The sequence below is a fragment of the Glutamicibacter mishrai genome, assembly GCF_012221945.1.
Lineage (GTDB): Bacteria > Actinomycetota > Actinomycetes > Actinomycetales > Micrococcaceae > Glutamicibacter > Glutamicibacter mishrai.
The window spans coordinates 3,107,758-3,123,084 of the sequence record NZ_CP032549.1 but is presented as its reverse complement, the minus strand read 5'-3'; the positions used below and the strand labels follow the sequence as shown (position 1 = coordinate 3,123,084).

The following is a 15,327-nucleotide window of genomic DNA, read 5'->3' as shown; positions in this document are numbered from 1 at the left end:
GGCGCTGGAGCCGGCGTGGATCACGGCCGGCTCCAGCATGAGGTGCGCGCAGGCGAGCCTACTTGCTGATGGCCTTCTCGATATCGCTGGTCATCTGCTTCCAGCGCTTGGCCGGATCTGCCTTGCCGGTGATGATCTCGGCTTCGGCTACGCCCCAGAATTCCCAGACGGCGGCCATTTCTGGAATGTTCGGCATTGGCACGCCGCTGGCGCCTACCTCGCCGAAGGCGGCGATGGTTTCGTCAGACTTGGCTGCCTCGAAAGCCGCCTTGTTGGCTGGCGGACGGTTGCCCACTTCGTAGAGTTCGGTCTGCACTTCCTTGGTGCCGATGTAGTTGGTCAGGAATTCGGTGGCTGCCAACAGGTTTTCGGTCTTGGCCGAAACGAAGAAGCCCTGGACTGCTACGAATGGCTGGGCCTCTTCGCCGCCGGCGGTCGGGATCGGGTCGATGGCCAGGTTCATCTTGGCCTTTTCAGCGGCTTCCACATTCCATGGACCAGTCAGGAAGAACGGCGAGTCGCCGGAAACGAACTTCTCCTTGGCGATATCAGCATCGATGCTGGTCTTCAGGGTGCCAGCGTCGCCTTGCTCGGCCAGCCATTTGGCGAACTCGACGCCGCCTTCGTTGCCGATCTGCAGATCAGCCGGGTCGTATGCTCCGGTGTCATCGGTGCCGAAGACCGGTGCGCCGAAGGAGGTCTGGAACGGGTAAGCGTGGAATGGATCGCCCACATCGGTGACCTGCACGAGGAATGGGAATTCAGTATCCGCTTCCTTGCCGGCTTCGATCATGTCGTCAAAGGTCTTTGGCGCTTCGTCCACCAGGTCCGCATTGCGCAGAAGGGCCAGGTTTTCGGTGGCGTAAGGAACGCCGTAGGTGCTGCCTTCGTAGCTCATTGCGTCGATGGAGACATCCTGGAATTCCGAAGCCTTGTCGCCCAATTCAACGGGCTGGACTACGCCGTTGTTAACAAGATTTCCCAGCCAGTCATGGGCACCGATGGTGATGTCCGGGCCCTTGCCGGTTGGGACCTGGCGCAGGAAATCTTCCTGGATCTTGGAGAAATCCTTGATGACCAGGTTGACCTTGACTCCGGACTGCTTCTCGAAGTCTGCTGCTGCTTCCTTCAAAACCGGCTCGCGGTTGGCGTCGACCCAAACGGTCAGCGAGCCGCCGGACGCGGCGGCTGGCGATGACTGTTCGGTGGCTGGGCTGGAGGAGGTTTCAGCTGAACCGGACCCACCGCAAGCGGTCAGTGACAGTGCTGCGATAGCCGTCAGTGCTCCGCCAAGAAGCCAGGGGCGTGTATTCACCTTCATGTGATGTCCTTTCGTGACAACTTTGTCCGAGGGGCCGGCTCTGGCGCGGTTTTGCGCGGGATCGCCGGTGTAGGTCTAGGAAGTGCGAGTTGCGCTTCGTTTTGTAAGCGTTTCCAGAGTGGCACATATCACCAGAGTTGGCAAGATGGCAGATGAAATCCGCTTGGGTTCCGTCATTCTGGCTTTCGGGCCCCATGGAAGATTCCACGGATTGAGGGGATATTTGCAAGCGTTTACATTCTGATTTACTTCGATTATCGTTACCGTCATGACTCAAACACGCACTGAAGCTGATAACCCTTTGCAATCCGAGGACTCTCAATGGTGGCGTTCCTCGGTGATCTACCAGATCTACCCGCGTTCCTTCGCTGATTCCAATGCCGATGGCATGGGCGATCTGCGCGGCATTACCCAGAATTTGGAGAGCATCGCCGAGCTGTCGGTTGATGCTATTTGGCTTTCGCCGTTCTTCACATCTCCGCAGAAGGATGCCGGCTATGACGTCGCCGACTACTGCGACGTGGACCCGCTTTTTGGCACCCTCGAAGACTTCGACGCGATGGTTGCCAGGGCCCACGAATTAGGACTGAAAGTCATTATCGACCTGGTGCCAAACCACTGCTCTGACCAGCACCCGTGGTTCCAGCAGGCTCTGGCCGCAGCCCCCGGCTCCCCGGAACGCGACCGATTTATCTTCATGGATCCACCGGCGCAGGGCCACCCTAATAACTGGGAATCGGTGTTCGGCGGTCCAATGTGGACGCCAACTACCAACGCTGATGGCAGCGCGGGCCAGTCCTACCTGCACATCTTCGATTCCTCGCAACCTGACTTCAACTGGAAGAATCCCGAAGTGCGAGCGATGTTCCGCGACGTGCTGCGCTTCTGGCTGGATCGCGGCACAGATGGCTTCCGCGTTGATGTGGCTCACGGGCTAATCAAGGCCGAAGGCCTGCCGGACTTCACTCCGGATCCCACGGCCGCTTCGATGGGCGGCACCGAAGAACTCGCCCCATGGTGGGGCCAAGATGGCGTGCACGAAATCTACCGCGAATGGCGCCAGGTGATGGACGAGTACGAGGGCGACCGCGTGCTGTGCGCAGAAGCCTGGGTCAACCCGCTGTCCCTCATGGCCAAGTGGGTCCGTGATGACGAGATGCACCAGGCCTTCAACTTCCCGTATCTCTCCTGCGATTACGATGCGAAGCAGATCCGGGCCACCATCGATGAGTCCCTGGAAGAATTCGGTGCCGTCGGGGCGCCGAGCACGTGGGTCTTGTCCAACCACGACGTGGTGCGCCACGCCACCCGATTGGCCCTCACCGAAGATAATCCTCAGGGTGAAGGCATCGGCCCGAAGACGCCAAACCTTCCGGATCCAGCCGTCGGCCTGCGCCGGGCACGTTCTTCAACCGCGCTCATGCTGGCCCTGCCAGGTGGCGCCTACCTCTACCAAGGCGAGGAGCTCGGACTGCCCGAGGCCATTGACCTGCCAGATGAGGCTCGCCAGGATCCAACGTGGTTCCGCACCAATGGCGAACGCTACGGCCGCGATGGCTGCCGCGTTCCGCTGCCATGGAAGAGTCAGGCTCCAGCCTTCGGCTTCAGCCAGGACGGCGAAAGCTGGTTGCCGCAGCCAAGCTCCTGGGCGCCCTATGCCCGTGACGTGCAGCGTGAAGATCCGGATTCCACGTTGAGCCTCTACCGCCGCCTGCTTGAACTGCGCAAGGAGCACGATCTGGGCACCGGCGAGCTGGTTTGGACCTCTGAAGAGGACTCCGAGGTGCTGGTCTTCAGCAATGGCAAGGTGCTGGTCGTCGCCAACTTCGGCGCCAACGCGCTGGATCTTCCCGAGCTTGCCCGAGGCGCACAGGAACTGGTGCGCAGCCAGCCAGCAGAGGGTTCGGCTCCGGAAACGATTCCGGCTGAATCGACCATCTGGTACTTGCTGCCATAAGCAAAGCAATCAGTCCCGGCGTGCAACTCACCGGGTATTGTTGAACAGTGGCCGCAGTGTGCGGAGTACATCTTCACCCACACCGCGGCCACACACGTGAAGGAAGGACTTATTGTGGCCGGGATCAAAGATGTCGCTCAAGCTGCCGGAGTCTCGGTAGCAACGGTCTCCCGCGCGCTCTCCGGTCGAGGATCGGTGTCCACGGCAGCCCAGGAAGCAGTGCAGCGCGCCGCCACGGAGCTGGGATATGTCGTTTCTTCCTCGGCCTCCGGACTGGCTTCGGGCCGCACCAGGAACATCGGCGTACTCGTCCCGGTGATCAACCACTGGTTCTATGCCAGCGTGCTCGAAGGCATTTCCAGCAGGCTCATGGACGAAGGCTACGACACCACCCTCTATCAGCTGACCAAGGATCGCATCCAGCGGGAAAAAATCTTTTCCGACTTCCTGCTGCGCCAGCGCGTGGACGCGGTCATCGCTGTGAACGTCGAGCTGGACGCCGAGGAAGTCCAGTCCTTGCATGCCCTGGATAAGCCGCTGGTCGGCGTCGGCGGGCCGCTGCCCGGGGTGCCTACCTTGCATGTTGATGATGAAGGAATCTCGGCACTCGCGACCCAGCATCTAATTTCCCTTGGTCATCGGCGCATCGGCTTCATCGGCGGCAATGAGGAAACTGACGTGGACTTCCGGGTTCCGACCCATCGCCGCACCGGCTATGAGCAAGCGCTGCACAAAGCTGGAATCCAGATTGACGACAACCTCTGCGTGGGGGCCGACTTCACCATGCCCCAGGCCTACGCCGCGGCGAAGCAGCTGCTGGGCAACCCCGCAGGACGCCCCACCGCGCTCATGGCAGCCAGCGACGAAATGGCCATCGGGGCGATTCTTGCCGCCCGCGACTTGGGCATGCAAGTCCCCCGCGACCTTTCGGTGATTGGCGTGGACAATCATGACCTCTCGGAAATGTTCGGCTTGACTACGATCGAGCAGCGGCCGCATGAGCAAGGCGAGCTCGCGGTAGCGATGCTGCTTCGAGCCATCCGCGGCGAAGAGCCGGCCCATGCGCACAAGGTCGACCATCGCCTGGTGGTTCGATCCTCCACCACCCGCCCGCTCGACGCCGCCTAGATCCAGCGGCTCAAACCCGCGCATGTCAAACGGCCCGTGCCGCCGACCGGATCCACATGATCTGGCCAACGGCACGGGCCGTTTGTTGCGCTAAGGAACCCTAGTGCGAGGTTTTCAGGGCCTCGGAGCTGCCTTCCACTTCTTCCACATGAAGATTGCGCCCGCGGGTTTCGCCAACCCATAGCACCGCGGCCACCGAAATCACTGTCAACACCATGATGTAGATGGCGATGGAAATCGATGAACCGGTGGATTCGAGCAAGATCTGCGCCACGGTCGCGGCGAAGGCGCCACCGAGAATCGCGCCCAGGGCGTAGCCGATGGAGATGCCCGAGTAGCGCACGTGTGCCGGGAACATTTCTGCGTACATGGCCGACTGCGGACCGTAGGACAGTCCCAGGCCCACGGTCAGCACGAAGATCGCTACCGTGTAGAGAACAATGTTGCCGGTATCTACCAGCATGAACATCGGGATCATCCACACGAAGACCAGCGCGTAGCCGATGACAAAGGTATTGCGGCGGCCAATCAGATCCGAAAGCCATCCGCCCACGAGGGTGAAGATCAGCCAGCCCGCCGAACCGATGGTGGTAGCCAGCAGCACTGGTGCCACGGGCATCTTCAATACCGCGGTGGTGTAGGAGATGAAAAAGGCGATCACCAGGTAGCCGGCGGCGTTGTTGGAAATGAAGATCAGCGCGGCCTGCACAACCTGCTTGGAGTTTTTCGCCATCAGTTCACGCAGTGGCGTGTGCTCCGCGGCTTTGCGAAGGGCCAGCTGCTTGAAAACCGGCGACTCTTCCACTGCGCGGCGGATCATGTAGCCCACGAGGATGAGCACCACCGAGAGCAGGAACGGGATGCGCCAGCCCCAGGTCTCGAAAGCTTCCGGCGAGATCGCAACGCGCAGGATGTACAGCAGACCGGTTGCCAGGATCATGCCGATCGGAACGCCAATCTGCGGGTATGCGCCGAAGTAGCCGCGACGATTCTTTGGCGCGTGCTCCACTGCCATCAATGCCGCGCCGCCCCATTCGCCGCCGGCAGAGAAGCCCTGGATGATTCGAAGCAGAACCAGAAGGATCGGTGCTGCTATGCCGATTGAGGCGTAGGTGGGAAGCACACCGATAAGAGCCGTAGCGGCGCCCATCAGGATCAGTGTCAGAACCAGGATCCTCTTGCGTCCATAGCGGTCACCGAGGTGGCCGGCGACGATGGCGCCGAGAGGACGGAAGAAGAAGGAAATGCCGATCATCGCAAAGGAAAGAATCTGAGCGAGACCTGGATTCGCGGCTCCCAAAGGCGCCAGGAAAAGCGGTGCCAGCAAGGTTGCGGTGAGCTGCGCGAAGATGAAGAAGTCATACCACTCAATGGTGGTTCCCACGAGAGTGCCGGCGAGAACGCGGCGCTCTTCCTGAGTGCGAGTGACTGTAGATGACATGAGTTGCCCTTTGCACGTTACTTTACCGACCGTTCGGACGGTTTATTTATGCTCACAATCATAATCCGACAGTGAACCAGATCACAACACTAGTGCTTGCCCGGGCGAACATCCGAACCATGACCCGCGCCCCATGACTGAAAAGAATTCGGTGTTCTAATAGAGAACGACTAAAGTCGCAGTTAGAGCAACCATTCAGCAGTCGCAAGGCTCACAGCGAGGGCGCTACCAAGCATTGACCAATGCCACGCGCCAGATTGAAGTTCCATGCCTACTTCCCAGACGCTTTCCCGCGGCATTCGCGTCCTAGAAATCGTCGCCAATTCCCCGGTGCACCTTTCGATTGCCGAAATTGCCGAAAAGCTCGAGGTCCACCGCTCCATTGCCTATCGCATCATTCGCACCTTGGAGCAGCACCACCTGCTCAATCGCGACGAAGCAGGCCACATCCGCTCCGCGTCAGGGTTGGCCGTGCTGGCCCGCTCCGTTGAGCACGATTTGCAGGCCGCCGCCACCGTAGAGCTGACTACGCTGGCCAACGAATTGTCGATGACCGCATTTGTCGCAGTGTGGGAATACGACCTGTGCACCACCTTGCAGTCCGTTTCACCGCTCAATTCGCAACGAGCCATCGTCCACCGCCCTGGTTCGGTGCACGGCATGGATGTCGGAGCGGCAGGCATCGCCATCCAATCGCACTACAGCAAAGAGCAGTGGGAAGCGATGGATACCACCGTCGCTTACCGCGACGCCGCGGTCCAGGCTCGCAGCAATGGCTACGCCACCAGCGAGAATAAAGTGATCAAGGGCGTGACTTCGCTGGCCGTGCCCATCGAACAGCCAGGACAGACTCCCGCCGCCCTTGCGGTGGTCTTCGCCACGAGCACCGTGGACTCCCGCGAACCGGTCATTGAAGCACTGAAGCTCGCCGCCCGCCGGATCAGCCGGAAACTGGCTGGCTGAGCACCTGCCGATTCCTTAAAACAGCTGACCCGTCGTGGATCTTAGACGATCCACGACGGGTCAGCTGTTTTGCGGCGCGCGAGCTAACTAGCGGACACGCGAGAGCGACGGCGACTTCGCGACGATGACCTTCATCGCCAAGGCAGCGAGCAGGATGACCAGCGCGCCTCCGGTTGAGACCCAGAACGCCCCGAGGTAACCCAACGAGTCCGCGAAGACTCCTGCCAGGCCATTGCCGATTGCCGTGCCGACAACGATTCCGGCCGAGAGCATGGTCATCACCGTGGAGAGCCGCGAAGCTGGAGCCACTTCGCCACCCAAGGTCATGACAGTGACAATGACTGGACCTACGGCAAATCCAGCGACAAATAGCGCCACGATCATCCATGGAGTGCTATCGGCCAGGTGCAAACCGAAGCTCAGAACGGTCAGCAGCGCACCGCAGAGAATCCACCGGTTGATCTGGCGGAAGTACTGCGGCCATGCCGCGACGGAGATGGCAGCAATCGCACTGGACAGTCCCATGGCACCATAGAGCAAGCCACCCTCATTCGAGTTGCCCTGGTCTCCGGCGAAGGCCAACGTGCCAGCAGCCGATGAGCCGAAGACAGTTCCCAATGCGATCATGCCCAGTACCAGGGCGCTGATCGCAGCCACCTGAGCGCCTGAGATTCGCACCTTTTCGGCCGACTTTGAACCCTTGACCGGCTTCACCGACGATCCGGTGGAATGCGTGGCAAAAATGGGAACCAGGACCAGGGTCATGATGGCCGCGAGATACAACGGGAGCACCGGGTTGACCAGTGAAGCAAGCAGCCCCACGGCTACCGGGCCGAAGACGAATCCCAATTCATCAAACATCGATTCCAGGCTCAATGCTGCTGAGAGGACCTTGGGATTTTTCTTCTGCTGGCGGGTCATGGCGATCCACCGGACTCGGGACATCGGCCCGACCTGCGGTCCGGTGGCACCGGTAACCAGGCACATGAGAACCAATAGGCCTGCTGATAGATCTGGGCCGCTGTTTCCCAAAAGGGTCAGCAGGACCAGCAGGACGCTGTGGATCAGCGCGACCGTAATCAAGATCGGGCGCTGCCCGAAACGGTCAGCCAGATAGCCGATGCTCGGGCCGCCCACTGCTGAGCCAAGGCCAACCATTGCCGCGGCAAGACCGCCCAAGGCATAGGATCCCGTCGTGGCGGTCACCAGGGTCATGGACCCGATGGTCAGCATCGCCAGAGGCAAGCGGGCTAGAAAAGTAAGTGGCAGGAAGGGGGCTCCTACCAAGGGAACAAGCGCGGAGTAACCGGATTTCATCGCCGGATCTTCGCGGTTTTCATTCGACAACGCATACTGAGTCATCAAAAACTCCATAACGAAGCGTGCGTCGTCCCACACCCCCCGACGCACAATTTTTCCCAGACATGCCTGATGGCACTACCTTCAAGATAGCCACCGCCACCGGGCAAGTCCAATCTTATGGGGAAGCTAACAGCAGGCCGTCACGCTGAATCGTTGAACCGTGCTGGGTTTTGAGCACCGAGACCCGATTGGTGATGCGTTGTTTCATCTCGGCAACGTGCGAGACCAGGCCGATGGTTCGTCCGCCAGCGCGCAGATTCTCCAGCGCCTGCATCACCTCTTCGAGCGTCTCAGCGTCCAAGGAGCCGAAGCCCTCGTCTACAAAGAGCGTCTGCATGTCCACGGCACCCGAGTGATGGGAAATCACATCCGCTAGCCCCAGGGCCAACGCCAGCGAAGCCATGAACGTCTCGCCGCCGGAGAGAGTCTGGGTTTCCCGGTACTTTCCGGTCCACGAGTCCAGAACACGAAGACCCAGCCCGGACTTGGCATTTCCCTGCTTTGAATCGTCGTGGTGCAGTGAATAACGACCGCCGGACATCGCATCCAAACGCTCGGTCGCGGCGATTGCCACTTCCTCAAGCCGCGCCGCCAGGACGTAGGTGCTCAGGGTCATCTTGTAGAGGTTCTCTCCCCCGCCCCTGATGACTTCGGCCAGACCGCGCAGTCGGCGGTAGGCTTCGATGACCGGTCCGGCATCTGCTCGAAGCAGCTGCAACTCATCGACTGCCTGATCATGGCGTTCCAAACGCGTGACTGCCAGAACCACTTGCTCGCGCGCTGATTCATACTCTTCTTCAGCAGCGACAGCTTGCGCCCGGGCGTTCTGGAGTTCTTCTTCGCTTGGCGCCCCAAGGCCCTTGGCATGAAGCTCCTGGGCGGCTCGGTAGTCTTCTGAATTTTCCAAGACGGCAATGGCGCTGAAAAGATCCGCATCCGCGCGGTGCAGCTGGCGTAAACGCTCTCGTTCCGCGTCGTCAAGGATCGCCGAAGTGAAGTCTTCAACCGTGTCAAAGCCCGCGGCTTGACGCTCGATCTCCCACGAAGATTCCGCCTTGGCCAGCGCTTCGCGAGCGCCCATCAGGGTCTGCAAAGCCTGGACCGACTTCGCCAGGCCTGCGGATCTGCCCTGAAGCTCCGCCACCTGGTCCGCAAGGTTCTTCTTTCCGCTGCGCAGCTCTTGGAGCCTGGCATCAAGCTCCTGCAACTGGGCGGTCAGCGACTGGGCGCTCTGGTGCGCTGTGGCATATTCAATGCCAGATTGGGCAGCACGAGCAGTCAGCTGTTCGATGCGTCCGCGAAGTTGTTCAAGTTTTGTGATGCGTACAGTCACTTCAGTCTGGTGCTTGCGTACGAGCTCCAGCTCTTCTTGCGTCTGGCCAAGTTCGACCCGCAATTCAGCAACGCTTTTCTCACCGGCAGAGAGCTGCGACGTTTCCAATTTAGCCAGCAAAGTGTCGCGTGTCTGGGCGGCCTTTTGCCCCGCTGCGCGTGCCTCGGCCACCAGTGCCTCGGATCGTTGGATCTGCTCGTCATCGATCAGGGTTGCATCCGCATCTGCCATTGCCGGGGCCGGGTGCTCTGCCGAGCCGCAGACCAAGCAGGGTTTCCCGTCTTCCAATGCAGCGGCAAGGCACAACGCGCTTTGGCTCAATTGCTCCGTGCGAAGAGCCAACAAGCTTTTCTCCGCTTCGACAATCTTCAGCTCTTGTGCGCTGGCCGCTTCGCGGGCCGTGAGGACCTTTTCCTCCAGGTCATCGCGAGCGATCGCGTGGGCAATCTGCGTTTCCAGCAACTGTTGGCGTTCTTTGGCCTGGTGCAGCTTGTCCCCCGCGGCCACCTGATCCAAGTCACCGCTGGCCAATTCTTCGCGTTCAGTTGAAAGCTGCGCGACTTCGGTTTCGGCTTTCACCCGGGCCTGTTCATGCTCGGCAGCGCGTTGCTTGGCCTGGGCTACCTCGTTAGCCAAAGGAACTCGCCGTTGTTCTTCATCCAGCGCTGATTTGGCGACGGCTAATTCTGCAGCAACCTGTTGGCTGTGCTGGCGCAAGGTCTCCAGGCCCGTGGATGTTGCTTCACCGGTTAGCTCCAGTTCTTCGCTGAGCCAACGTTGCTGCCGTTGCCAGGCCAGCGAAGCTTCATCTACGGTGGACCGAGCGCTTTTCGCCTGCGCAAGATAAGCCCGCACGGAACTGGCTTGGGCATCCTTTTCCAGTCTGCCGCTGGCGATGACCGCTGCCTCATGATTCTCGGCATAGCGCTGTTGCATGGTTTTCAGTTCGCCGTGCCGTGCAAAGAGGCGGCGACGCTCATCCAGAGCCCGCACTACATCGCCGGTGCGCGACCTGTTGGCCTTCAACTTCGTGGCTTCAGCCTCGGCCAAGCGAAGAATCTGTTCAATCCGGGTGCGGTAGCCGGCAAAGGACTCTTCCGTCGTCAGCGACTTGGATTCGTTTTGCTCTTCAGCGTTATCGTGCTGTTCGCGGCCGGCGAGGAAAGCCCGTGCTTCAGAATGAATGGCGTCTTCGGCGGCACTCAATCGTGCTTCGACGCTCTCGGTTTTCTTGCGTTCCTCTGCCAAGCGCGCCGAGAACTCCTCCTCGATACGTGCGTAGTCGCTCGTATCAAAGAGATTGGCCAAGAGATCCTCGCGATCCTTTGCCTTGGCTCGGAGGAAATCGGCAAACCCGCCCTGGGGCAGCATAACCACCTTGGTGAATTGTTCACGGTCAAGCCCCAGGAGGCTGCCGAGCACATGGCCCACCTCGTCATTGCGGGTCGAGAGTTCTTTCCACCCCTGTGAAGTGAATTCCCTGAGCAGGCTCGAAGCTTTTTGTTCCGTGGTCTTGTTCTTGCCGCGCTTTGACGGGCGCACCCACGCTGGTGACCGGGTCACTTCGAAGCGGCGGTCGCCAATGGTCAGCTCGCAGGTCACCTCCGGCGCCAACTCGGCGGGAGCATGGTCGGAACGAATCTGGCGGCTGCCGGTTCGGCTGCCGGGCAGCGAACCATAGAGGGCATAACAAATTGCATCGAGGATGCTGGATTTGCCTGCACCGGTGGGGCCGTCAAGTAGGAACAGCCCGCCTTCGGCAAGCTCATCGAAGTCGATCTGCTCGCTGCCGGCGAATGGGCCGAAGGCCTGGATCTGGAGCTTATGAATTCTCACTGGCTCACCTGTGATTCTCGAGTAGCTCGGATAACGGTGCTGATGACTTCGCGTTCTGCTTCATCAGCCGCGCGTTCGCGGACATGCTCCATGAAGTCGCCGACCACGTCTTCGGTGCTTGTCGCCTTGGCCATCCGCTGCGCATACGTGGATGGAGCACTGTTTTCCGGCCCGCCTTCAGGGGCGAAATTCAGAACGACGGTATCGGGGAATCGAGCTCGCAGTGCCGTCATCGCATCGGCGGGGCGTTGCGCGTCGGTGAGCGTGATCTGGCACCACGCTTCGGTGGCGTATTCAAGTTCCGGATCGCTGAGAAGATCGGGCAGCTTTCCCTTCAGGACAGCTAATTTCTTGGGTACAGACAGCAAGATCTCTTGCACCGATTCGATGCCGCCAGCGTTGGTGTCGATCAGCCACATGCCCTTGGTCTGGTTGACCTCTGAGAAGGAATAAGCCAAGGGTGACCCCGAATAGCGCACATGGTCGCGCACCTTTTGGCGTCCATGCAGGTGTCCCAAGGCGGCATAATCAAAGTGCTCAAAAAGCTCCATGGGAACCACATCAAGGTTTCCTGTGCTCAGCTCGCGCTCGGAATCGCTGCCGATGCCGCCCGCTGCGAAGAGGTGAGCCATCGCGATGGAAACCACTGGCTTCCCGCCATGATCTGCTGCCGCTAGGTGCTTATCGATTTCTCCGATGGCTGCCCGCACCACCGATTCATGGCTGGCCTTGGCAGCTCCCAGCCGCTCCATCACCATGCGGGGCTCCAGATAGGGGATGCCAAAAATGGCGACCTGATGATCTCCCGCGTCGCAGAGCACGGGATGGACCATACGATCGATATCAGCAATGATGTGCACCCCAGCGCTATCCAAGAGCTCGGCGCCAAATCCGAGGCGCGAGGCCGAATCATGATTGCCGCTGGTAATGATGACGGTGGCCCCGGTGGCCCGCAATTCCCGCAGCGCCCAGTTGCACAGCTGGACTGCATCCACATGGGGCAGCGCCCGATCATAGATATCACCGGAGATCAGCACCGCTTGAACCTGCTGGTTGGCCGTGACATTGATGATTTCCTGAAGCACGCTGCGCTGGGCGTCGATCAGGGATGCGCCGTGGAAGGTGCGGCCCAGATGCCAATCAGAGGTATGTAGCAATCGCATATTTCCAACCATATGCAATGTTGGGGACAACTTGGACATTAGAATGGAGCTGTGAATGAAACCGGTGAATCTGCACTCCTGCCAGAGAACTACTCAGACAAGGTGTTTGCGATCCTCCTCGGCCTAGCCGACGGCGCAACCCACGCCCGTGACGACATCGACCCCGGTGCCACCGAAATCCTCCCCCTCTACCTGGCCGATGGCCTGCTAGAAGCGTTGGAGTGGGCTCGTGATGGTGTCGCTAGCGACGAGGCAGCCTGCATGTGGCTTGCCGCGCTTCGCAGCTACAAGAAGCTAACCGGGTCCTTCCCAACCGGCGCGCCTGAACCTTTGGGCCGCTGGATTGATAACGAATTCCCCAAGGTTGAGATTTTCGAGAAAATCGCTGACGGCGATCCACAGAATATCTCCGGACTGAATAGTGCCGACATGGGCCAGGCTGGGCGTCCCACCGGCGCCGGAGCTGACTCAACCGGTGTATTGCCTCGCGCGGCGATCACCGCATTGTTGGCCCGCGTTCCGTTGGGCACGACCGAAACCCTGGCCCGTTCGGCAGCCTTCTTGACGCACGATGCCCAGGCTGCAAAGACTTCGGTAGCCGCGGCAAAGATCATCCGATCGGCCATGGAGCGTTCCGAGGAGTCGGCTGGCGAGTGGGAGGACCTGCTCGTTGGCCTTGAGGGTCCATCGGCCGAGGCACTTCGCAGCGTGGTGGCAAGGATCCGCGAGAATATTGCGCTGTCCCCTGAAGATGCCTACAACGCCTACTTCGGCGATGCTTCCGAGGACGAGTCGGCCGAGTCAGATGTGGCGGCAGCTCCTGAATCGGTGGTGTCCGTTCCGGAAGACCGCGATCCTGAGGTTGATGCCTACGCCGTTGCCTTGCTGGCGGCGGTCTATGGCACCGAAGCTGTTGGCGAGCGTCCTGCCAGCGCGCTGGATGACATCATTTCTGAATTGCATGATCGTTGGATGGCTCTGCTGGTCTAATTATGACCTTGAAATAGGCAATCGGTGGCCGGCTCAAATGAGCCGGCCACCGATTGTCATATCTGGCGTCGATCAGGCGGTGAGCCCGAAGCCACCGACCATCTGCATGAACTCGCCTTCGGAAATGATGCTGACCTTTTGCCCCTTTTCCCGCAGGCGCAAGACGTGCTTCGCCTTGTTGGTCAATCGGCCATTGGCCAGGTCCTGCGGGACGAATCCATCACCGACAACCAGAGCGGTGGTTGCTCGGGTAACCCGGGATGCCGTTTGCGCTCCATGTTCTGCTGCGAGCTCTTTGGCCTGCGGGCGTGGCAGTGCCAAGTTCCCGGTGAAGACCATGATCTGCCCATAGAGCGGATGCCCCGGATCAGCTTCGGGATTAGGAGAGGGATTGGGCCCTTCCTGGGGCCAGTTATTAAACGCGTCCTGTGGCGGCAAGGGGTGGCCGGATGCGAGCCAACCTTGGGCGTCACGAGTAGCACGAGAATATTCATCGCCCGGCTGCCATGCCTGGGTCAGCCCCAAACGCACGCCGTAGTGGTCAGCGGTCTCCAGCAAGGAGTCAAAGCCGCTGCGTTGGGCCATATCGATCATGGCCCAAGCGCAGGCCGTGGAGTCGGCGAGCGCTTCGTGGTGGTTTTCAATGGGATGTCCCGCTTCTTCTGCAACGAAGGGCAGCGAATAGCTGGGCAGGTCGTAGGCCTTGCGGGAGAGTTTCACGGTGCACAGATGCGCGATTTCCGGAACCGGGATTTCGCTGGCTTCCGATGCAGCGCGGATAACGCCTGAATCAAAGGCTGAGTTATGCGCTACCAGGACGTCGGGGCCAATGAAGTCCAGCAATTCTGGTAATTTCTCGGTAACGCGCGGCGCGTCGATAACCATGTCCGGGGTGATTTGGTGGATCGACACGTTGCGCGGGTCAAAGTGGTCGAATCCAACAGGAGGCTTCAAAAGCCACTGTTCGGTTTCAACGATTTTTCCGGAACGAACCTTTACCAGGCCCACCGAACAGGCGGAGCCGATAAAGCCGTTTGCTGTCTCAAAATCTACTGCTGTGAAGTCCAATGCCACGCCCAATAGCTTACTCTTCTTAGCTCAAGACACGGCATTCAAGACCTCGGCGGGGTTCGAACGGAATCTGCTGGCCTACATCGAGTCGGTCGGCATTTTCCTTGTATGCCGCTACTGACGTGCGCATATTACTCCTGCCCGGAAACTGGGAGGCTCTGCCAAGGCAGGGCATCTCACATTGGAGTGGCTCGCGGTTTATGAGTTGAACAGCGCCTTATAGTATTCGCTCAGTCCCGGGTAGTAGTCCGGTTCAAACACCACAAGGCCAGCGTCTTTCCCATTCACCGCAGCGACCAGTCTATCCAGATAGAATTCCCACCCTGGCCCCACCGAAGAGGCCATCTGCGGGTCCAGTCCGGGCATCCGGAAGACCAATTCGCTCCCCTCGTCCCGAGTTTCGATGTGCAGTTCCAGCTGCCAGCTTTCGCTGCCCTGGCCCGTGCGAACTTCCAGTAGCAAGGCTCGCTGGTCGCAATCAAGAATCTCCACCGACTCTGTAGGTGAGCCTTCTTCGGCGCTGAGCGTGACCTGTACCCGTCGGCTCTCTGGGTCACCCTGCCAGGCTCCAAACCACTGATCTAGATAATCCGAGTCAACGAGGTACCGCCATAATTTAGTCGCACTGATCCTGAATGAGCGCCGTAATTCCAGAGCATTCGAATGATCTCGCGTCCCTGTTCCTTGGATGCTCATGGCGGTTCTCCTGGGCGATCGTGGCGGCATTGTTGAAGTCTTCAAAGAATAACAAGTGCATCATTG

General features: G+C 59.8%; 11 protein-coding genes. 4 read left to right on the top strand and 7 right to left on the bottom strand.

Annotated elements, in window-relative coordinates:
- Window positions 1-58 precede the first annotated feature (58 nt).
- Window positions 59-1,321, bottom strand: coding sequence for a sugar ABC transporter substrate-binding protein (locus D3791_RS14655; protein ID WP_172512619.1), 1,263 nt, complete (start codon window positions 1,319-1,321; stop codon window positions 59-61).
- Between the two features lie 268 nt (window positions 1,322-1,589).
- Between D3791_RS14655 and D3791_RS14650 the strand changes: the two genes are divergently transcribed.
- Both D3791_RS14650 and D3791_RS14645 read left to right on the top strand, forming a co-directional pair.
- Complete coding sequence (locus tag D3791_RS14650; protein WP_172512618.1) at window positions 1,590-3,278, top strand: glycoside hydrolase family 13 protein; 1,689 nt, start codon at window positions 1,590-1,592, stop codon at window positions 3,276-3,278.
- 114 nt (window positions 3,279-3,392) lie between these two features.
- Window positions 3,393-4,406, top strand: a complete 1,014-nt coding sequence (locus D3791_RS14645; RefSeq protein WP_172512617.1) for a LacI family DNA-binding transcriptional regulator — start codon at window positions 3,393-3,395, stop codon at window positions 4,404-4,406.
- A 100-nt stretch (window positions 4,407-4,506) separates the two neighbouring features.
- Here the strand turns inward: D3791_RS14645 and D3791_RS14640 are convergent, their stop codons facing one another.
- Window positions 4,507-5,847, bottom strand: a complete 1,341-nt coding sequence (locus D3791_RS14640) for an MFS transporter (RefSeq protein ID WP_172512616.1) — start codon at window positions 5,845-5,847, stop codon at window positions 4,507-4,509.
- 267 nt (window positions 5,848-6,114) lie between these two features.
- Here D3791_RS14640 and D3791_RS14635 point away from each other — a divergent pair, with 267 nt between their 5' ends.
- Window positions 6,115-6,810 (top strand): IclR family transcriptional regulator, encoded by a 696-nt coding sequence (locus D3791_RS14635; RefSeq protein ID WP_172512615.1) that lies wholly within the window; start codon window positions 6,115-6,117, stop codon window positions 6,808-6,810.
- An 87-nt stretch (window positions 6,811-6,897) separates the two neighbouring features.
- Here D3791_RS14635 and D3791_RS14630 read toward each other — a convergent pair whose 3' ends face one another.
- From D3791_RS14630 to D3791_RS14620, 3 genes are all read right to left on the bottom strand, one after another.
- A complete protein-coding gene (locus D3791_RS14630; protein ID WP_022876299.1) occupies window positions 6,898-8,172 on the bottom strand; it encodes an MFS transporter in 1,275 nt (424 codons plus the stop codon).
- A 115-nt stretch (window positions 8,173-8,287) separates the two neighbouring features.
- Window positions 8,288-11,341: an AAA family ATPase gene (locus D3791_RS14625; RefSeq protein WP_172512614.1), complete on the bottom strand. Its 3,054-nt coding sequence runs from the start codon at window positions 11,339-11,341 to the stop codon at window positions 8,288-8,290.
- On the bottom strand, window positions 11,338-12,504 hold the full coding sequence (locus D3791_RS14620) for an exonuclease SbcCD subunit D (protein WP_172512613.1): 1,167 nt from the start codon (window positions 12,502-12,504) through the stop codon (window positions 11,338-11,340). The genes D3791_RS14625 and D3791_RS14620 overlap by 4 nt, the downstream gene beginning before the upstream one ends.
- Window positions 12,505-12,555: 51 nt before the next feature.
- On the opposite strand from D3791_RS14620, the gene D3791_RS14615 reads away from it, so the two are divergent.
- Window positions 12,556-13,494 carry an ADP-ribosylglycohydrolase family protein gene (locus D3791_RS14615; protein ID WP_061952412.1) on the top strand — a complete coding sequence of 313 codons (939 nt, stop codon included), beginning with the start codon at window positions 12,556-12,558 and terminating at the stop codon, window positions 13,492-13,494.
- Between the two features lie 72 nt (window positions 13,495-13,566).
- Here the strand turns inward: D3791_RS14615 and D3791_RS14610 are convergent, their stop codons facing one another.
- Window positions 13,567-14,568, bottom strand: coding sequence for a 3'-5' exonuclease (locus D3791_RS14610; protein ID WP_172512612.1), 1,002 nt, complete (start codon window positions 14,566-14,568; stop codon window positions 13,567-13,569).
- Between the two features lie 195 nt (window positions 14,569-14,763).
- Window positions 14,764-15,261 (bottom strand): SRPBCC domain-containing protein, encoded by a 498-nt coding sequence (locus tag D3791_RS14605; protein WP_172512611.1) that lies wholly within the window; start codon window positions 15,259-15,261, stop codon window positions 14,764-14,766.
- Between the last annotated feature and the right edge of the window lie 66 nt (window positions 15,262-15,327).